Source organism: Bifidobacterium sp. ESL0690 (assembly GCF_029392315.1).
GTDB lineage: Bacteria > Actinomycetota > Actinomycetes > Actinomycetales > Bifidobacteriaceae > Bifidobacterium.
The window spans coordinates 350,638-369,743 of sequence record NZ_CP113939.1 but is presented as its reverse complement, the minus strand read 5'-3'; the positions used below and the strand labels follow the sequence as shown (position 1 = coordinate 369,743).

The 19,106-nt window shown below is 56.9% G+C and carries 15 protein-coding genes and 1 tRNA gene; 1 reads left to right on the top strand and 15 read right to left on the bottom strand.

All coding sequences use genetic code 11. From position 1 onward, the window contains the following. Window positions 1-110 precede the first annotated feature (110 nt). The 13 genes from OZX62_RS01340 to OZX62_RS01280 form a co-directional block, all read right to left on the bottom strand. The gene (locus OZX62_RS01340; RefSeq protein ID WP_277176257.1) at window positions 111-926 is read right to left on the bottom strand and encodes a fumarylacetoacetate hydrolase family protein; all 816 of its coding nucleotides are present in this window, start codon (window positions 924-926) and stop codon (window positions 111-113) included. A 268-nt stretch (window positions 927-1,194) separates the two neighbouring features. After that, entirely contained in the window at window positions 1,195-1,530 is a 336-nt protein-coding gene (locus OZX62_RS01335; protein ID WP_277176987.1) for an acylphosphatase, read from the bottom strand. Between the two features lie 50 nt (window positions 1,531-1,580). Then, a complete protein-coding gene (locus OZX62_RS01330; RefSeq protein WP_277176986.1) occupies window positions 1,581-2,510 on the bottom strand; it encodes a YggS family pyridoxal phosphate-dependent enzyme in 930 nt (309 codons plus the stop codon). A gap of 636 nt (window positions 2,511-3,146) precedes the next feature. Beyond that, window positions 3,147-3,983, bottom strand: a complete 837-nt coding sequence (trpA, locus tag OZX62_RS01325) for a tryptophan synthase subunit alpha (RefSeq protein ID WP_277176256.1) — start codon at window positions 3,981-3,983, stop codon at window positions 3,147-3,149. A 101-nt stretch (window positions 3,984-4,084) separates the two neighbouring features. Continuing rightward, window positions 4,085-5,284 (bottom strand): tryptophan synthase subunit beta, encoded by a 1,200-nt coding sequence (trpB, locus tag OZX62_RS01320; protein ID WP_277176255.1) that lies wholly within the window; start codon window positions 5,282-5,284, stop codon window positions 4,085-4,087. Between the two features lie 195 nt (window positions 5,285-5,479). After that, window positions 5,480-6,304, bottom strand: coding sequence for a phosphoribosylanthranilate isomerase (locus tag OZX62_RS01315; protein ID WP_277176254.1), 825 nt, complete (start codon window positions 6,302-6,304; stop codon window positions 5,480-5,482). A gap of 111 nt (window positions 6,305-6,415) precedes the next feature. Beyond that, window positions 6,416-7,267: an indole-3-glycerol phosphate synthase TrpC gene (gene trpC / locus OZX62_RS01310; protein ID WP_277176253.1), complete on the bottom strand. Its 852-nt coding sequence runs from the start codon at window positions 7,265-7,267 to the stop codon at window positions 6,416-6,418. A 106-nt stretch (window positions 7,268-7,373) separates the two neighbouring features. After that, the gene (gene trpD, locus OZX62_RS01305; RefSeq protein WP_277176252.1) at window positions 7,374-8,420 is read right to left on the bottom strand and encodes an anthranilate phosphoribosyltransferase; all 1,047 of its coding nucleotides are present in this window, start codon (window positions 8,418-8,420) and stop codon (window positions 7,374-7,376) included. Between the two features lie 85 nt (window positions 8,421-8,505). Further along, window positions 8,506-9,093: an aminodeoxychorismate/anthranilate synthase component II gene (locus OZX62_RS01300; RefSeq protein ID WP_277176251.1), complete on the bottom strand. Its 588-nt coding sequence runs from the start codon at window positions 9,091-9,093 to the stop codon at window positions 8,506-8,508. After that, on the bottom strand, window positions 9,090-10,682 hold the full coding sequence (locus OZX62_RS01295) for an anthranilate synthase component I family protein (protein WP_277176250.1): 1,593 nt from the start codon (window positions 10,680-10,682) through the stop codon (window positions 9,090-9,092). Before OZX62_RS01295 ends, OZX62_RS01300 begins: the two co-directional genes overlap by 4 nt. Window positions 10,683-11,018: 336 nt before the next feature. Further along, window positions 11,019-12,146 carry a glutamyl-Q tRNA(Asp) synthetase gene (locus tag OZX62_RS01290; protein WP_277176985.1) on the bottom strand — a complete coding sequence of 376 codons (1,128 nt, stop codon included), beginning with the start codon at window positions 12,144-12,146 and terminating at the stop codon, window positions 11,019-11,021. A gap of 89 nt (window positions 12,147-12,235) precedes the next feature. Next, complete coding sequence (locus OZX62_RS01285) at window positions 12,236-13,465, bottom strand: DUF3152 domain-containing protein (RefSeq protein ID WP_277176249.1); 1,230 nt, start codon at window positions 13,463-13,465, stop codon at window positions 12,236-12,238. Between the two features lie 482 nt (window positions 13,466-13,947). Continuing rightward, window positions 13,948-14,688 (bottom strand): MIP/aquaporin family protein, encoded by a 741-nt coding sequence (locus OZX62_RS01280; protein ID WP_277176248.1) that lies wholly within the window; start codon window positions 14,686-14,688, stop codon window positions 13,948-13,950. A gap of 600 nt (window positions 14,689-15,288) precedes the next feature. On the opposite strand from OZX62_RS01280, the gene OZX62_RS01275 reads away from it, so the two are divergent. Then, window positions 15,289-15,362, top strand: a tRNA-Lys gene (locus tag OZX62_RS01275). A 176-nt stretch (window positions 15,363-15,538) separates the two neighbouring features. Here OZX62_RS01275 and OZX62_RS01270 read toward each other — a convergent pair. After that, complete coding sequence (locus OZX62_RS01270; protein ID WP_277176247.1) at window positions 15,539-17,248, bottom strand: MFS transporter; 1,710 nt, start codon at window positions 17,246-17,248, stop codon at window positions 15,539-15,541. A 182-nt stretch (window positions 17,249-17,430) separates the two neighbouring features. Next, complete coding sequence (locus OZX62_RS01265; RefSeq protein WP_277176246.1) at window positions 17,431-18,849, bottom strand: MFS transporter; 1,419 nt, start codon at window positions 18,847-18,849, stop codon at window positions 17,431-17,433. Window positions 18,850-19,106: the final 257 nt, after the last annotated feature.

Genomic DNA, 19,106 nt, shown 5'->3' with positions numbered 1-19,106 from the left:
AACAAACCGGCCAACGGAACTTGGGTTCCGCTAGCCGGCCTATTGGATACCTATACCTTATATATTGATGAAACTTCGATACCGAACCGAGGTTAAATCCGCGACTCAGCTCAGCCCTTGACCACGACGTTGCGCAGGGAGCCGATGCCCTCGATGTTGACGATGGCCTCGTCGCGCGCCTTCAGCGTTCCGGAAGCGTTAGGGGTTCCGGTCATGATGACGTCGCCGGGCAGGAGCGTCGCGAAGCTGGAAATTTCGGCGATTTGCTCGGGAATCGAATGAATCAGGTCGGCGGTGGTGCCAGAAGCGGCGGGCACATCCTCGCCGTTCAGCGTGAAGGAAATCTTGGCATCTTTCCAGTTCAGGTCGGTCTCGACCCACGGGCCGAGCGGGCAGGAAGTGTCGAAGCCCTTGGCGCGCGTCCACATCGGGTCGTCGCCCTGCAGGTCGCGCAACGTCACGTCGTTGACGCAGGTGAAGCCGAGCACGTAATCCATGGCCTTCTCGACCGAAACGTTCTTGGCGATACGGCCCATGACCACCGCCACTTCCGGTTCGAAGTTCATATCGTTCGAAAAATCGGGAATGACAATCGGATCGTCAGGACCGATAACGGAGGTGGATGGCTTCATGAAAATGACCATCTCGCTCGGGGCATGCTCGGCGGCAGACTGGCCCTTGGAATGCATATATTCGGCGTGGGCCTCGTAGTTTTTGGCCAGGCCGTAAACCTTGGACGGGATGACGGGGGCAAGCAGGCGGATGCCCTCTTCGTCGATCAGGTGGCGCTCGCCGGTGGGCTGCACTGGCTGGGAGCCGAAGGGATAACCGTCAAGCTCGACCAGATAATCCTTCTTGTCGTTGCTGTCGGTCTGCACAAAGGCATAGTGCGGAACATCGTTATAGGAATAGCGTGCGATTCTCATGCCTTCAGCCTACGCCACTTCCCCGTCTTACATAGGCCAAAAGCCGAAATAGGCCAGAAATAGTCCCGAATACTGCCGCTCCATGGACGCTTACTCGTGCCTCATCCCCAGACGGACTCACCTGTACTGGAAACACCTCAACGAACCAGCTAAATACGATTTTCCCCGCACTAACCCCGGCACATGTGAGGGAAAAAGCGCAACCTGAGCCGCTAAATACAACTTTCCCCGCACATCAACCCCACTTAGTGCGGGAAAAGACACAAACTCAAATGGCATCGCGGCGGACGCGGAATTCGAAGCCCTCGTTGTCGGAAAGCGGGATTTCCTTCGTTGCGACGTTTTCGACGCGCCCCCATTGCGGGCCATGGCCGAGACGTTCGACGAACGAAGCGACCAGGCTCTGCTCACCTTGCACTTCGACCTCAACCGAGCCGTCGAGCCGATTACGCACCCAGCCGGCCACGCCGCAACGACGCGCCTCGTTGACCGCAAAGTAGCGGTAGCCGACGCCTTGTACCATGCCGGTGACCACCGCACGCACACGGATGACGCGACCTTCGGTTTTATTTCTACCTTTGACTTTACCTACGCCGCTTTTCATTTTTGCCTGTTCTCTCATCGTCTCCCCCAAAACGTTGAAATATCAGTAGTTCAGATAAACGCACGCTCTCCGAAAATCGCGGTGCCGACGCGCACGATGGTCGAACCTTCCGCCACGGCATAGTCCATATCGTGGGTCATGCCCATCGAAAGTTCGCGGCATTGCGCCGTTCCGGGCTCGCCGGACTTGAGAATCGTGTCGCGGGTGCCACGAAGATGCGCGAACCCGTTGCGTATCGTCTTTTCATCGTCGACGTGGGCGCCGATGGTCATCAAACCCTGCAATTGCAAGCCTTCCATGGCGGCAATCTGATAGGCGAGGTCGACCGCTTCGTCGGGTTCGCAACCGGATTTCGAAGCCTCGCCGGATTCGTTGACCTCCATCAGCACGCCGACGACGATGTGGCGGGCGACGGCGCGACGCGCGATTTTCTGCGCCTCGTCAAGCGAGCCGACGGATTCGATGGTGTCAACGTAAGGGAGCACCTTGCCGATTTTGTTGGATTGCAGCTGACCGATGAGATGGAACGGAATATGGCCATTTGATGAGGATTGAGAAGTAGTGGAACCGTTTGCACCTGATGCGGCCTCGGTGACAGAACTCTGAGAGCCGCTGGCGTTCTGAGTATCGACGGCAACTAAACCGTTGGAACCACTGGTATTTTGCGCGTTCGCAGCGGCACCGAGCGAAAAGCCGCGCTGCGCGCACTGGCGAATCAAGCCTTCGGCCTTGGCGGAGATTTCCTGCGGACGGTTCTCGCCGATCATGCGTACGCCGGCGTCGATGGCAGCCATGATTTCGCCGACATCGCGGGTTTTAGTGGCCGCAAGCAGTTTCACCGACCCAGATTCACGGCCGGATGCCGTCTCGGCTTGCGCAATGTCATCAAGCACTCGATGCACGCCGTCCGTGATTTCCTTGATTCGCGCCTCGTCAATGACCTCGTTGGCGAGATCCTTATGATCCATATAAGCAGTCATCATTCCCCGCTTCCCACTTCGATTGTCCGCATCCATATTATGCATGCCCATGTCATCGTGCAGAAATATATAGGAATAACGAAAATCAAATCACGATTCTGCCGTCGATTTACGTCCGACACATTTTAGTGTCGAAAAACGGACTTTCAGCAATCACAAGATGCACTTTCCCAGCACCGACCGTCTTTACCGCTGGGGAACAGACTACAAACATTCGTTAGATGCTGTTTACCAGCATCAACATGTACCAAAATGCAAAAGACCATCAACCTTAAGAACTTAGTGCTGGAAAACGGACTTTAAACAACTGTTAGATGCAGTTTACCAGCACCAACCCGTACTGCTGCTGCGAAACAGACTACAAGCACTCGTTAGATGTCGTTTACCAGCACCAACTGTCTTTACTGCTGGAAAACGGACTTTAAACACAAATCAGATGCTGTTTACCAGCGGCAAAATGCGGACACACGAACGATTCAATCACAAACACAGTTTCATGCAGGGAAACGGACCCTAGATAATTGTTAAATGCAGTTTCCTAGCAGCAAATCGCGGGCACAACGTTTGACGACGAATGTGCCCGCGATTCCTTATTGCTATACCTTACTTAATTACTCTGTCTTACTTACGAAATCCTCAGTCCAGCCCGTGAACGGCCTCGGCCAGCGAACGAACGTAATCGGTGACGTACGGCACCGCGTCTTCGCCGTATTTGCCGACGAGACGCACGATAGCCGAGCCGACGATGGCACCGTCCGAATCGGCGGCCATGGTGGCGGCCTGCTCGGGGGTGGAGATGCCGAAGCCGATGGCGGCCGGCACGTCGGTGACGGAACGCACTTCGCGCACCATCCCCTTCACATCGCTGGTGATTTCCTTGCGCACGCCGGTGACGCCGAGCGAGCTCACGCAATAAATGAAGCCCTTCGCGTCCGAAGCGATGCTGTGGATGCGCTCGTGCGAGGTCGGCGCGATGAGGCTGACCAAATCAAGCCCCTCGGCGGCCAACGGCTCGTCGAATTCCGGCTTTTCCTCGTGCGGCACGTCCGGCAGAATCACGCCGTCGAGCCCGACTTCCGCAGCGCGGTGTGCGAAACGCTCGAGGCCGTAGGAATAGAGCACGTTGGCGTAGGTCATGAAGACCATCGGCGTCTCGATCTTATGGTCTTGGCGCAGACGCTCGACCAACGCGAAGGCGTCATCGGTCGTCGTTCCGGCGGAAAGCGCGCGGTTGCTGGCTTCCTGAATGACCGGCCCTTCGGCCGTCGGGTCGGAGAAGGGAACGCCCAGCTCGATCAGATCCGCACCGGCGTCGATCATGGCCGGCACCAGCTTTTCGGTCAACGCGATCGAGGGATCGCCGACCGTGACGAACGGGATGAAAGCCTTGCGGCGGCTGCCGTCGGGGGCGGTGAACGCTTGCAAAATGCGGGAACGGCGAGCGCCCTGTTGGGCCTGTGTTGTCTCAGTCATATCAGTTGCATCCTTTCACAACGTTTTCATCACTCCGCCTGTTTCCGTTGACCATAGTCTTCACATCGGTTGCGGCATTTGCACCGTTGGCCTTGGTTGTCTCAGTCATGAAGATCCTCCCCACGGTAGCGGGCCATGGCCGCCACATCCTTGTCGCCACGCCCGGAAAGGGTGACGATGATACTTTGGTCTTTTGGCAGCGTCGGCGCGAGTTTCATGGCGTAGGCCACGGCGTGCGCGCTTTCGATGGCCGGAATGATGCCCTCGGTACGGCTCAGATATTCGAAAGCGTCAACCGCCTCTTCGTCATTAATCGGCACGTATTGGGCGCGTCCGGAATCCTTCAGAGCCGCATGCTCGGGGCCGACGCCCGGGTAGTCGAGGCCGGCGGAAATCGTGTAGACCGGCGCGATCTGACCGTATTCGTTCTGGCAGAAGTAGCTCTTCATGCCGTGGAAGATGCCGAGCGAACCGGTGTTCATGGTCGCCGCCGTCTCCTTGGTGTCGATGCCGCGGCCGGCCGCCTCGCAGCCGATGAGCTGCACGTCCTTGTCGTTGATGAAGTTGTAAAAGCTGCCGATAGCGTTGGAACCGCCGCCGACGCACGCGATCACCGCGGCCGGAAGTTTGCCTTCGTCCTCAAGAATCTGCTTGCGGGCTTCCTTGGAGATGACGGACTGGAAGTCGCGCACCATCGTCGGGAAGGGGTGCGGGCCCATGCAGGAGCCGAGGCAGTAGTGGGTGTCGGAAATGCGACGCGTCCATTCGCGGAACGTCTCGGACACCGCGTCTTTGAGCGTGCCGGTGCCGGTGGTCACCCCGCGCACTTCCGCACCGAGCAGCCGCATGCGGTAGACATTCAGCGCCTGGCGTTCCATATCCTTCTGGCCCATGTAGACCACGCAGTCCATGCCGAAAAGCGCCGCGACGGTTGCCGTGGCAACGCCGTGCTGGCCCGCGCCGGTTTCAGCAATCAGACGGGTCTTGCCCATATGCTTGGCGAGCAACGCCTGGCCCAGCGCATTGTTAATCTTATGCGCGCCGGTATGGTTCAGATCCTCGCGCTTCAGATACACCTTCGCGCCGCCGAGGTCCTTAGTCATGTTCTCTGCGTAATACAACAGCGACGGACGGCCGGCGTACTTTTTCTCGAGGTCGTCGAGTTCGGCGAGGAAGTCGGGATCATTTTTGTAATGATTGTAGGCCTCCTCCAGCTCGTTGACGGCGCCCATCAGCGTCTCGGGGATGTACTGGCCCCCGTGGATGCCGAAGCGCCCCTTTGAATTGGGCGAATTGGTCATGAGATTGCTCCTTAATATATACAGTTGGTTTTTGGATTATTTGATTACGTCGTTGATAGCGTTGATACTAACCGGATTTGGCGGCTGAGGTATCGAAGCGTCTATCCTGTAAACCTTGTTATCGTATTACATATCATCGGTACCGCGGGTTTCCGTACTATTCGAAACATCTAACCTGTAAGCCTTGTGGTCGAGTCAAGTATCATCGGCATCACCCACTTCCGGATTACTAGAAACGTTCCGTACCGCTTTGACGGCGGCGAACATCTTGCTTGGATCCTTGAGACGGTCCGTTTCGACACCCGAACTCATATCGACACCGAACGGGTGCGTGGCAAGGATGGCTTCGGCCACATTCTCTGGAGTGAGGCCACCGGCCAGCATGAACGGGCGAGCAACATCACGAACCAATGACCAGTCAAAGGTCTTGCCATCGCCCGCGCCCGCGTCAAGCAGCACCATGTCGGCCGATGATGCGACGGCTTGGGCAACATCCATCGCCTCACGCACCTTGAACGCCTGCATGATTGGCACGCTTACCAGCTCACGCAGTCCGGCAAGATAATCCTCGTCTTCGTGGCCGTGAAGCTGAACCACATCGAGGCCGGCATCGCTCGCGATTTCCGCCACGCGCTCAGCCGGTTGGTCGACGAACACCCCTACCGCAGCCGGTGGTTTTACGCCGGTTTCGATGGCCTGAGCCTTCATATATTTGACCAGTTCGACCACACGTTCCGGAGAAATCGAACGATGGGATTTAGGGAAGTCAATGATGAATCCGACGGCATCGCTACCGGCCGCGAGCGCCGCGTCCATGTCCTGCTCGCGTTTCAGCCCGCAAAGCTTGATTTTATAAGCGTTCGGGGTATCCGCGTTTGCAGCATCTGCGCTCACAGTTCCATCGGCCGAGAGCGCCTCGTCCAAAATTGCGCGAGAAACAATGGCGCCATCTTCAAATGGCACACCATTATCGGCTGATCCCGAAAATGCGGCTCGAGCTGATGCTGTCGAATCATTCATCGCGCTACCTCCTCTCAACAACGAATAAACAGCGGACGAACGAGCCACCAGACTTGCAATCAGCAAGAACAGACTCAATAGATGCCGTCAGTTTATTCATCATCGTGCCTCTTATTTCCCAGCCACAGACGAAGTATTCGCCGGACCACCACGCAACTCGGCGAGCGCCGCGGTCTTGTCAGGCGAACGCATCAGCGTCTCGCCAATCAGCACCGCGTCGACACCGGCCGCTTCAAGTTCCTCGACATCGGCACGGGTGGCGACGCCGGACTCGGAAACGAAAATACGATCCGGTCCAACGGATGGGCGCAGCTCGATGCTGTGGTTGAAATCGACCTCGAAAGTCCGAAGGTCACGGTTGTTGACGCCGACCACGCGAGCACCAGCGGCGATGGCACGCGGCACCTCGTCGGGCTGGTAAGCCTCCACCAGCGCGCTCATGCCGAGTTCGTGGGCGAGCGCGGTGTAGTCCGCAAGCTGTTTATCGTCGAGAATCGAGCAAATCAGCAGCACCGCCGAGGCACCGCAGGCACGAGCCTGATAGATCATGTATTCGTCGACGATGAAGTCCTTGCGCAGCACCGGAATATCGACCGCCGCCGCGACCTGGCGAAGATGCTCGTCGGAGCCTTTGAACCACGTCGGCTCGGTCAGGCAGCTGATGGCCGTCGCCCCAGCCTTTTCGTAGTCGCGGGCGATGTCGAGGTAGGGATAGTCCTGCGCGATGATGCCCTTGCTCGGCGAGGCCTGCTTGAGCTCGCAGATGAAGCTCATGCCCGGAGCCTTCAGCGCACGCTCGAACGGGAACGCCGCGTCGCCGGTCTCCCCCGCTGCAACCTTGCGCGCATTGACCTCGCGAGTCTGCGTCTCCACCACGTTCTGCGGGGTCTGCGCCTTCTCCTCGGCCACGCGCTCGCGGGTCTTGGCGGCAATACGCTGCAGGATATTTTCGGAATCAGCCATTACCTTTGCACTTTCCTATCGTTGGTATCGACAGCCACAAGGTCACAAAATAGCGTCATACAATCAATGACACATTCGCGACGATGTTCCATCGTTTCATCAGTCCTTACTTTTCAGCGTCGGCCTTGGCGAACGCCTGCGAACCGGCGACGAACTCGTCGAGCGTCTTCATCGCGGCACCTGAGGCAATCTGTTCACGAGCGATTTCCACGCCTTCGCCAATCGACGAGGCGACGCCGGAAACATAGAGCGCGCAAGCGGCATTGAACAGCGCAGCCTCGAGCTTCGGGCCGGTTTCTTTGCCGCCCAGAATGGCGCGGGTGATTTCGGCGTTCTGTGGCGGGGTGCCGCCGAGCAAATCCTTCTTCTCACAACGGGTCAAGCCGAACTCTTCGGGAGTCAACGTCATCGGAAGGTACTCGCCGTCGCGCAGCTCGCAGGCCGCTGTTTCGGCGGAAAGTGAGACTTCGTCCATCTTGTCGCGGCCGTAGACGACCAGGGCACGCTTGACGCCGAGGCTTTCGAGCACGTGAGCGATGGGCTCCACAAGATATTCGTCGTAGACACCGAGCAGGAAGTATTCGGGGCGGGCTGGGTTGGTCAGTGGCCCGAGGATGTTGAAAACGGTGCGGAAGCCAAGCTCCTTGCGGATCGGGCCGACGTAGCGCATCGCGGTGTGGTAGCGCTGGGCGAAGAGGAAGGTGAAGTTGTCCTTCTTGAGCAGGTCGACCGCCTCTTCTGGCGAAAGCGAAATGTTCGCACCGAGGGCTTCGAGGCAGTCGGCGGTTCCGCATTGCGAGCTGGCCGCACGGTTGCCATGCTTGGTGACCTTGGCTCCGGCGGCCGCCGAAATCAGGGCCGCGGTGGTGGAGATGTTGAAGGTGTTGGCGCCGTCGCCGCCGGTGCCGACGATGTCGAGCGTCTCGATGCCGGGGTGCGGAACGGGGGTGGCCAGTTCACGCATGGCCGCGGCACAGCCCGCGATTTCGTCGATGGTCTCGGCCTTGGTCGACTTGGTGGAAAGCGCCGCGAGGAACGCTGCGTTCTGGGTCGGCGTCGATTTGCCGCCCATGATTTCCTTCATGGCCTGGTAGGCCTCGTCGTAGGTGAGGTCATGCTTGTTGACGATTTTGACGATTGCTTCACTGATCATTGTTATTACTTCCTTGTGATTTATTGGTTAATAATTATTGTTTCGATTTGATAATTGCTTGAAATGAAAAGTCATAGAGATAAGGTCAATTGCCGAACCTTTCGACAACACCGATGAAATTCTTGAGAATATCTTTGCCCAGCGGCGTCAGGATACTTTCGGGGTGGAACTGGACGCCGAACATCGGGTCCGTGACGTGCTGGACGGCCATGATTTCGTCCGAATCGGCCGTGCGAGCGACGACGCGCAACGTATCCGGCAATGTCGCCTTGTCGGCTTCCAGCGAGTGGTAGCGCGCGGCTTGAATCCGCGAAGGCATCCCAGCGAAGAGTGGGCAATCATTGTCGAGTTCGACCGGTGAGGCCTTCCCGTGCATCAGTTCCGCGGCGGGAACGACCTTGCCACCCAGCGCCTCGCAGATGGCCTGGTGACCAAGGCAGACACCCAGAATCGGCACTGTTCCGGAAAGCTCACGTACCACGTCTTCGCAGATACCGGCGTCGGCAGGCTTGCCGGGCCCGGGCGAAAGCACGATGCCGTCGGAACCCAACGCGGCCAAGCCAGCCACGTCTAGATCGTCGTTGCGCACCACGTTGACGTCCGGTTCGATGGAGCCGATGAGCTGGTAGAGGTTGTAGGAGAAGCTGTCGTAGTTGTCGACGATGGTAATCATGCGATACCTCCGTTCGCTTCGTTGATGGCGTCCACGACGGCGAGCGCCTTGTTGCGGCATTCCTCGAATTCCTTGTCGGGGTTGGAATCGGCGACGATGCCCGCACCGGATTGCACGCAGACCTTGCCGTTGTGCTTGAAGGCCAGGCGGATGCCGATGCAGATGTCGAGGTTGCCGGAGAAGTCGAGGTAGCCGATGGCCCCGCCATAGATGTCGCGCGGGGAATCCTCGAGTTCCGCGATAATCTGGCAGGCACGGATTTTCGGCGCTCCAGAAAGCGTTCCAGCCGGCAAGACAGCGTCAATGACATCCAGCGCATCCTTGCCATCCGCAAGTTGTCCGGCAACCGTGGAACCAATATGCATTACATGCGAAAAGCGCAGAATATCGTGCAACCGCTCCACTTCGACACTGCCAAGCTTGGAAACGCGGCCGATATCATTGCGTCCGAGGTCGACCAGCATATTGTGCTCGGCCAATTCCTTTTCGTCACTCAAGAGGTCCTGCTCGACAAGTTTGTCTTCTTCAGGCGTCGCGCCGCGCGGGCGGGTTCCGGCGAGCGGATAGGTCAGGAGCTTGCCGTCTTCGAGCCGCACCAACGTCTCGGGTGAGGCGGCGGCGATTTCGATGTCATCGCTGGACATAAAGACCATGTACGGGCTCGGATTTTCAGCCCGCATCAATCGGTAGGCATCGAAGAGGCTGCCGGAAGCCGAAGCGACGCTGGGGTTGGAAAGCACGACCTGGAAGATGTCGCCGGCGTAGATGTGTTCCTTGGCTTTCCTAATCATCGAACCGTATTGCTCGCGGTTAAGCGTCAGCTCCAGCTCGCCGTCAAGTTCCAGCGGCTTGAAGTCGTAGCGCTTGCCATGGTCCAAAATCTCTTGCATCTGCTCGATTTGAGCCACCGCGCGCTCGTAGGAAGCGTCCACATCGCTGGTGTCGACGCCGGCGATGAGCTGGAGGCGCTGGCGGTAGGAATCGAAGGAAATGAGCTGGTCGAAGAGCATCAGATCGACATCGGGCAACGCCTTCGGGTCACGGGTTTCCTGTCGCAATGTCGGCTCGGCGTAGGCGAGATAACCGAAGGAGAAATAGCCGACCAAGCCGCCGGCGAATGGCGGGAAGCCTTCGAGACGCGGGCTTGAATACTGGGCGAGCACCTTGCGGATCGCCTCGCTTGGATGGTCGACGTGCTTGTGTTCGACCACGACATCATCGGCGTTCGAACCTGCAGGAGCAACCCGCTTGATGGTCAAGTTACCGGCCTTGCAGGTCAGTTCGAGCGTCGGCGCGAATCCGAGGAAGCTGTAGCGCCCCATGCGCTGGTCGGCTTCGGCGCTTTCCAGCAGGAAGCAATGATTGGAGGCGGCACGCACCCGGCGCATGGCCTCAATGGTGGTCAGGCGATCGGCGAGCAGCTCACGCATCACCGGAATACGGCGGTATTTGCCGGACTTGGCCAATTCACGCACTTCGTCAAGCGTCGGCCGAATACCCACGTACCGGCTTTCGTCCGCAGCGCCGCGAACGACCGCGCCAGAACCCAAGCCCGAGCCCGCCGTAGCATCCGTACTCATGGTCATCATGGGCACCTCCCAGAGACTTTCGCCTCATTTTGGGACCAAAAAAGCCCGTCCCAGCTGTCAATTACAGCCAAGGACGAGCGATATATGCCCGCGGTGCCACCTTGGTTCACGGTCTCCCGTGCACTTGAGACGCCAACACGTCTCCGGCAACTGACGTATGCCTTACGTCGCAGCCTCATAGTCGAAATCCATCCGGCCAATCGGTGCGCCCTCAGCGGCCCACTCAACGGTTCGCATCTCGTCCCGGCTCTCACCATCCCGGGCTCGCTCCTCGCGCGTTTCCGTCTACTTCCCCGCTTCATCGGTTTGTAGCATTTTTAATTATTGTTGCTTAGACTACACTGTCGGTTTTGTACCTGTCAATTCGCTTGCCCAATTGGCTGCAAGAATGCGGTCGGACTTGTCCGCACGAATATCGTCCCAAGTGAAGCATTCCAAGGCCTCCCGCGCACTCATCGAAACCGGTCCGGTAGCGTCCGGCATGTGGACATTGCGTGGTCCGCGGATGCCAAGCAGCCATGCACAATATCCGATAATCTGCTCTGGGTTGACTCCATCCGATCGCAAGGAGCCGATATCCAGCGAACGCTTGCGTTTGGCCAAGCGCACCCCGGTCGGATCATCGATCAACGGCAGGTGAGCATACGTGGGACCATCAATTCGTTCGATTCCATATTTTTTGGCGAAACCGGATGCAACCAACGCTTGCCGAATCCAAATCTGCAAGGCCGTGGAACGCAGCAAATCACGGCCACGCACGATATCGTTGACGCCCATCAACAGGTCATCAACTACTACCGCGAGCTGGTAGGAGAAGATGCCATCGGAACGGCGAATCACGGTGTCGCCGACTTCGCGGGGCAAGTCGAAACATTGCCTGGCGAATATGCGGTCATCGAACGTAACCACGCTGCCGCGCGCACCTTCTTCCGGGACTGTTATACGCCACGAATGACGCTGGCCGGCCTCAAGCCGCGAGCGTACCTCGTCAGGATGCTCGGTCAGCAACTTCCGGCACGTTCCGGGGTAAATCAGGAACCGGTCACCTTCCTGCGGGGCCGAGGCCGCGCGTAAATCGGCTCGCGAACAGAAACACGGATATACCAGCGGAAAGTCATCCAGACTCACGGATTCCAGCGAGCGCAACGCTTCCTCGTAGATTTCCGTGCGCTGTGACTGATAAGCCGGCTCGCCGTCCCAATCCAGCCCGAGCCAATGCAAGTCGTCCATGATCCATTCGTCGGCATCCTTGAGCGCGCGCGGTCCGTCAACGTCCTCAATGCGCAATAGGACTTTGCCTTGTTTCCCTTCCAAACCAGCCTGGGAACCACCGTCGCCCGAACCATCCCCGGCATGAGCTGAAAGCCAGGCCGCCAGCATCGCGTAGACGTTGCCAATATGCATGCGGCCCGAAGGAGTAGGAGCGAAACGCCCGACCTTCAGACTTTGCCCAGCCACAGACATTTCGGCAACCGACGATTCACCAGCAGAGGCAATCTCGTCATTCCGCACGGCACGTAACAGCTCAAGCTGTTCATCCGCACTTCCCCTGATCATTGAATCCAGAGCTCGGAATCCGTCGGCCATTCGTTGGGCTTGCAGCCGCGCAGGCTCATCGATTGTTCCTGCATCAGAGGCGCGAGAGCGTTGGGCGCGGGGCACGAAGGCTCGTTGTCGATATGCCCGAGCCGGTGGCCGACCTCGTGGTTGATGACCATGACGCGGTAACGGTCGAGCGACATTCCGGCCTTCAGCATCTGCGGCGTCGCGCCGTTCCAGCGGTCTTCGTTGATGATGACGTCGTCGCCCACCCGACAGCTGTATTCGTCGGAACAATCGCCTGAGAACGTCGTCATCAGAGAGGGCTGCGAAAGATAAATCACGAAATCGCAATTGCTCGAGTCGGCACTGTACGTAAAGCTCGCGCCGGCACGCGGCCATCCGCGCGGGTCGTTGAGGGTACGGAAAATACTGTTTTCGAATTCCTGTTGGACTTTAGTACCGCCTACGTCACCCTTGGTGCTCACACAATACGAATACTGGTGGGCCGGTTTGCCGCTCGCTGCGGCGGTTTTCTGCGCGGTCGCGAGAATCGAGGCACGGCTTTGGTCGGTCAGCGGCTTGCGAGCGGTTGCCTTTTTGAGGTCAGGTTTCGGAGGTTTGCTCTTGCCGTTGCGCCCCGCTTGCTTAGCTTGCCAGGAAGCAGAGGACGTATCTTGCCGCGTTGCGGAATCGTTATGGTCAACGGCCGAAATCACCGCTCTGCAGCCGAAAACGACGGCAATGACCACCACCAGCGCCACCACCGCCACAGCGACACGACGAACGAGATATATGGATTTTATCGCGCGTCGCGTCCTCGAAGTGCTGCCGGCTCTGCCTCTCGAGCTGTTACCTCGCTGAGAATCTTGAGCATCGTCATCTTTCAACACGGCACCGATAAAACCTTGCGAAATCGCGGGATCCGGCAAAGGACTGGTTGCCCGTGAATCCTGAAAACCATGAGCGGCCTTGCGTGGGGACGAGGAATCCTCAGCCGCCCGAGTGTGTGTGTTATGAGCGGTTTTCGGCCCGCTCAATCCCAAAAAATGACGAAACACACGCAACCCGCGCCGCACGCCGTGGTTGAACCCGCGAACGGCAGCAAGCAGAATCTGGCCGAGTCGACGTATGAAAGCCCGAACCACTTTGCCGATTCGGCGGCCCACAGCGTTCGACGACGACTTCCCCGCCGGCTTTTTGCCGCACGAAGACCCCGAGTCTGGCCGTCCCCCACGTTTCACATTGTCTCCTGCCTCAGGCTTCAATCGTTATGGCTCAATAATAGAGATTCTTGATGACGAGCAAAATTTGCAAGTCTCAATGTTCATCTTTACCGTAAATTTTCGATATGGGATTTCCGCGTATCCGCACTTTGCAATAAAGCGATCTCCGCTTCTCTTCACTTTGCGATAGACCTATTTCCGTTATTCACAGGTCCCAAGCTGGACGCGGAACCAGGCGGAAACCAAACACAAAGCTTGACGAAGAACCGGAGCGTGTAGACGGAAAGTTGGAGATGTTTTCTTGTTTTCCGTCCACACGCCCGCCGAGCACAAAACAAGCACAAAGTTTGATGTGGTGCTGCACCCAAAATCATAAAAATGGCACGGCCTGCGAAATCACAGACCGCGCCATCACTGTTGGCAACGAACGCAACGCCAGAAACCTAAAAACCTGGCAACCAGCAAAAGCTCATTATTGCAATTCGATAACTTCACACATACTATGCCAGATAGCCGAAGCAGAACTTGAAAATCCATGCACCAATGATGGCACCGATGATCGGGGCCACAACCGGAATCCAAGCCTCGCCCCAGCGGGAAGTACCCTTGTTGGGAATCGGAAGGATCCAGTGCAGGAAACGAGGCACAAGGTCACGAGCCGGGTTCAGGCCAGGGCCAGTGGAGCCGCCCATGGAGACCACAAGACCCCAGACGATAAGGCCGACGACGATGGCCGCGGCGGCTGGGTCCTTCTTGCCCCAAGGCAGGGAAAGCATGCACAGCGCGCCAAGCACGAGGACAAGGGTGCCGAAGAGCTCGTTGAGGAAGTAGACGATTTTATTGTTGGAAGCCTCGGTGGTGCTGAACGTTGCAAAGATGGCGTCAGGGCTGGTTTCCATTTTGTAATATGGAAGATAGGTGAAATAGATAATCAGCTGGCCGACGGCCGCACCAAGCAGCTGCGCGACGATATAAGGCGCGACTTCGTTCCATGGGAAAAGGCCGTTGACAGCCTGGCCGATGGTCATGGCCGGGTTGATGTGCGCGCCCGAGACAGAACCGATCATCATAACCGGGAACATGACGCCGAAACCGTAGCCCATCGCTATGTTGAGCCAGCCGGTACCATGGCCTTTCGTGCCCTTGAGTTCGGTGTTGGCCACCGCTCCATTGCCGAAAACCATCAGGAACGCCGTTCCTATGAATTCAGCCGCTAACTTTGTCCATAGAGTGGGATCCATTATTCTTCCTCCTCAAGTACGACGAACGTGCCTTCACACAGCCATGTGGCTCAGGCACAGAACATCTATCGTTCTTAGTCATCTCTCGAAAATAATAAGTTCGAAACGTTGAACTTATCCATATCCGATAATTAGAAGTGTAACCCACCGAATGATAACGACATTCCAATTTTGACAATTCTTTACGTTTCTTAAATATTTTGTTACTAAAATCACGTTTTAAATCGATAATTTTATTATTATCGTCGTAATTAATAGCTATTCTCCGCCAATAAACCAGTTAGAGAAATTCCGAATACCGCGGGCATTGTTCCAAAATCAGGAAAAGAACTGCCATACGTCCAAGAAAATGCTTATTCGATTACCATGAAACTAGCCAGAGGCGAAATTATTGCGCAAAATACGGCAAACGTTCTTACAACAAATAATCGCGGATTCGGAGACTTAATGCACTGGCCAGGAAAAAGCAGAGTGTGAACCCAAGTTCGGAGAATCAGGACCAGCTCGACAGATCCGCCACTTAACAGGCGACACACCGCCTTGCACAATACGGGAAGCATATGTATACTGTTCTCTTGGCTCTTGTAGTTTTAGACCAGCGCCCCTATAGCTCAGCTGGTTAGAGCAGCTGACTCTTAATCAGCGTGTCCGGGGTTCGAATCCCCGTGGGGGCACAGATAATATCCGCAGAATCGCAAGGTTTTGCGGATTTTTGTTTTTCGTGAAAGTGCGCCGGCAGACCCGGCATGTATCCCAAATGTATCCCTGCGTGCAAAAACGGCACAGTTTTTGACAGCTATAGTGTTGCAACTAGGGCGTGCCTAATCCGCGCACATAATTTGCCAATCGATTAGCGGGCGTAAGGCTGACCGGTCAAATCCTCCAACGTGGCTCGAACCGACGGGTCGACGTCGTGCGGATCGCCGCCGGAAGCGACGCGGGCGGATTCGGCAAGAGCGATGCCGTCCGTGTGCTTGTCAAGATTGAAGCGACGCACGACGATGATGCAAATCACGATTGACAGCGCATACCAGCCAATCATCAATGCTCCCAAGCCATTGCACGCCAACGATGTCTGCACGCGACGCGAGGAATCGAAACCGACGAATCCCAGAATGGCACCGACCGCTATCGCCGAAATTCCCGAAACCAGCTGGCGGAACCCGGCCTGAATGCCGCTGAACGTCGAGGCACGGTATTTGCCGGAAACGACCTGATCGACATCGGCGATGAACGGGAACACAGCCCAGGGAAGGTAGCTGGAAGGCGCTTTGGCGATGAAGAAGAACAGCGCGCCCGCCACCGCAAAAATCGTCCACCATGGTTCGGGCATCACCCCGACCAAGCGCCATGCGGCGAAAAGCCAGAACAGGCCGACGATGCTTGCCGCGAAACTGGCTTGGTACACGCGCTTCGGGCCGATTTTGGTCATGGCTACGCCGAACAGTGGGGTCAGCGGCACGGTGACGATACCGGAACTTAGCAGCAGCGAAGCGAACGCGGCGGTTTTGTTCCAGTCGTAGATGACAAAGAAGACGAAGGTCTGGCTGAACACGTCGCCGGCGGTAAGCATCAGCAGGTAAAGCGCCAAGTGGCGACGGAAAATCGCGATGCGCAGCGTGCTGGCATATTCGCGGAACATGACGGCCAGACGATGGCGCCAAAGCGCTACTTCATCATGGAATGAAAGATGGCTTTCGGAGCTTGATTGCTCGGCAGAACTTTTAATATACTGGCCAAATCCCGCCTCTTCGGGCGACATCTCCCACGTGTTTTTCCAGCAGATAAAAACGGCGAGGGCGAAGCAAATCGTGATCGCGATGGTGAACATCATGTATCCGGTCGGCCTGTGTTCACCGAAAAGCGAAAGCGTGCCTCCGCCAATCAGCAGGATCAACGTGCCGGAAGCGCCGGAAATCAGGAGGCGAACCGTCGAAAGCTTGGTGCGGTCATCGAAACCTAATGCCATTTCGCCGGGAAGCGTGTTGTAGGCCGACGCGAAAAGCTGGGCGACGGTGACCCAGAGCACGTAGACCAGAAAATAAACCGCGAACGGCAGGCCGGGAATCCAAAGGAGGATGCCCACCAAAATAAGCGGCGGGACAATCATCAATAACAGGTGACGACGGCCAAACCGACGGCCAATCGGAAAGCGATAGAGATTATCGCCGAGGATGCCGAACGAAAGCGCCGCGACGCCGCTGATAATCGCACTCAGGCCGACCACTGACTGCGCCACCGAGATGGACATGCCGCAGAAGCGTGTCCAGAAGAGGACCAAGTAGGTGCCGATAAGCGTGAGCTGACCGCCGCCGTATACGTCGCCGATACCATAGCCGATGGCGTTGCCCAGCGTGATCGGATCACGACGCGAGTGGCCGTGCGGATGACGCCGGCCAGATTGTTTCCCTGAATTTCCGGACCGCGTAGGGCGCAGATTGCGCTGCTGGTCAGATTCCCTCTCTGAATCCTCAGACTCAATAGGCTGCGATTGGGAAGGCTGCGATTGCGGCGGTGACGCCGGATACTTGCCTCTTCCTTGAGACCGAATCAAGCTCACACGCTCCTCATGTCGGATGTCATCAATCAGTCAGTATTCATCATAGACAACACGCATGGCAACGCGCGGCAGCCCCCCCCCAATCTCAACACCACGCACTTTACAATGCACAATAACTAAAAGGCAACCCATCTTTATCCACGAAATAAAGATTGCAACTGTAACCAGGCAAACAGAGACGCCTACACCTCGACCTGCTGTATTTCGACGGACGGATTCTTGCGGATCTTGGTGGAAACCAACGTGATGCAGAGTGCAACAAGCGCCAAGACTATCAGCAGGGCGAAGGCGTTTGTGGCTCCAGCAGCCGATGCAGCCTTGATATTGTGCGGAATATGGGCCTCGCTCAAGGAAAGCGACGCGGAAAGCACGGTGGTGCCGAGCGAACCGGCGTACTGCTGCAGCACGTTAAACAGGGAATTGAAATCGGTTTGCTGAACGCCGGAGACGAACTTGCTGGCGTCTGACATCGTATTGCCGTAGCCGAAGTTGAAACCAGCGCGCAGGAACATATAAAGCAGCGTCAGGATGACCACGGTCGCCTTGCCGGTCATCACCCACAAAGCGGTAGCGCCGATAATCAGCGAAATGTTGGAAATCAACAGGACCAGCGTCGGGCCGCGGCGGTCATAGAGCTTGCCGACGAACGGGGCGATGAAAGCGCCAAGCAGCGAACCCGGCAGAAGCATCAGGCCGGCGGCCAGCGAATCAATGCCGAGGAAGTTCTCGGCGAAAACCGGCAGCAGGAAGGAGCTGCCAATGTTGATGAACTGGAGAATGGCGTAGTTCGCGCCGCGCAGACTCACGATGGGCTCCTTAAAGAGGCGGAGGTTGAGCAGCGGGGACTTGAACGTGAGGCAACGCCAGATAAAGAGACCAAGCAGAACCACCGCCGCACAGATGGCGATGGCGACCTTATACGACCAACCGCCGCCGGCGCCGAACTGGTCGAAAATCTCGGTGAAGCTAATCATGAAGAAACTCAGCAACACCAAACCGATGCCATCGAAGGATTCGTTGGCTCCTTCGGCCTTAAGCCTCAAATTGGTCTCGCCCAAGATCCATGCGACGATGAGCAGCGGCAAGGTGAATATAAAGATGACGCGCCAGGAGAAGTAATAATTAATAAGCCCGCCGTAAGTGGGACCGAGCGCAGGCGCGAAGGACGTGACCATGTTGGCGACGCCGACGTAGGTGCCGCGCCTGCTGACGGGCACCAGTGCGAGGATGACATTGATCATCAGGGGTGTCGAGACGCCCGTGGCCGCAGCCTGGAGCAGACGGCCGAGCAACAGGAGCCAGTAGTTCAGCGGCAAGCAACACAGAATCGTACCGATGATGCTCACGACGACGGCACAGCGGAAAAGCAAACGCGCATCGAAACGCTTGAGCAGGAACGACGAGGTGCTCATCACGATGGTCACCATCAGCAGGTAGCCGGAAGTCAAAAGCTGGATGGTCGAAAGCGGCAAACCGAATTCTTTGGTCATCGTCGGGAAAGTGACGTTCAACGAAGTCTCGGTCAGGATGCCGGTGAAGGAAAGCAGGGCGGCTGCCGCGATGGATAGTTTTGTTTGTGTGGATACACGTTCTTCTTGCAAGTTGTAAACCTCAATATACTTTTGCCGATCAGGCACTTGAGGGGTGTGGCAATGGTTGGCGCGCTCCGACCCCCCCGAACACGCAACTTACCTAGTATACGCCGTTCACTGCGATAGCTTCAAGATATTAGATTTTCAACGGCTTGGAAAGCATAATGCTCTCTCGTTTTCATCTATTTAATCTTCAATCTGAAGCAACCAATCCAACAATAAATATCGCTATCTATCTAACAAATGGATATGAAAAATCCCGCCTG

Bases quoted from the DNA above. Each gene is read 5' to 3' on its own strand.
- trpA (WP_277176256.1), bottom strand. From the start codon at position 3,983: ATGACTGAGACAACACAGGCCCAACAGGGCGCTCGCCGTTCCCGCATT.
- OZX62_RS01295 (WP_277176250.1), bottom strand. From the start codon at position 10,682: ATGATGACCATGAGTACGGATGCTACGGCGGGCTCGGGCTTGGGTTCT.
- OZX62_RS01335 (WP_277176987.1), bottom strand. From the start codon at position 1,530: ATGAAAAGCGGCGTAGGTAAAGTCAAAGGTAGAAATAAAACCGAAGGT.
- OZX62_RS01330 (WP_277176986.1), bottom strand. From the start codon at position 2,510: ATGACTGCTTATATGGATCATAAGGATCTCGCCAACGAGGTCATTGAC.
- OZX62_RS01300 (WP_277176251.1), bottom strand. From the start codon at position 9,093: ATGATTACCATCGTCGACAACTACGACAGCTTCTCCTACAACCTCTAC.
- trpC (WP_277176253.1), bottom strand. From the start codon at position 7,267: ATGGCTGATTCCGAAAATATCCTGCAGCGTATTGCCGCCAAGACCCGC.
- trpD (WP_277176252.1), bottom strand. From the start codon at position 8,420: ATGATCAGTGAAGCAATCGTCAAAATCGTCAACAAGCATGACCTCACC.
- OZX62_RS01340 (WP_277176257.1), bottom strand. From the start codon at position 926: ATGAGAATCGCACGCTATTCCTATAACGATGTTCCGCACTATGCCTTT.
- OZX62_RS01290 (WP_277176985.1), bottom strand. From the start codon at position 12,146: ATGTCTGTGGCTGGGCAAAGTCTGAAGGTCGGGCGTTTCGCTCCTACT.
- OZX62_RS01315 (WP_277176254.1), bottom strand. From the start codon at position 6,304: ATGAATGATTCGACAGCATCAGCTCGAGCCGCATTTTCGGGATCAGCC.
- trpB (WP_277176255.1), bottom strand. From the start codon at position 5,284: ATGACCAATTCGCCCAATTCAAAGGGGCGCTTCGGCATCCACGGGGGC.
- OZX62_RS01280 (WP_277176248.1), bottom strand. From the start codon at position 14,688: ATGGATCCCACTCTATGGACAAAGTTAGCGGCTGAATTCATAGGAACG.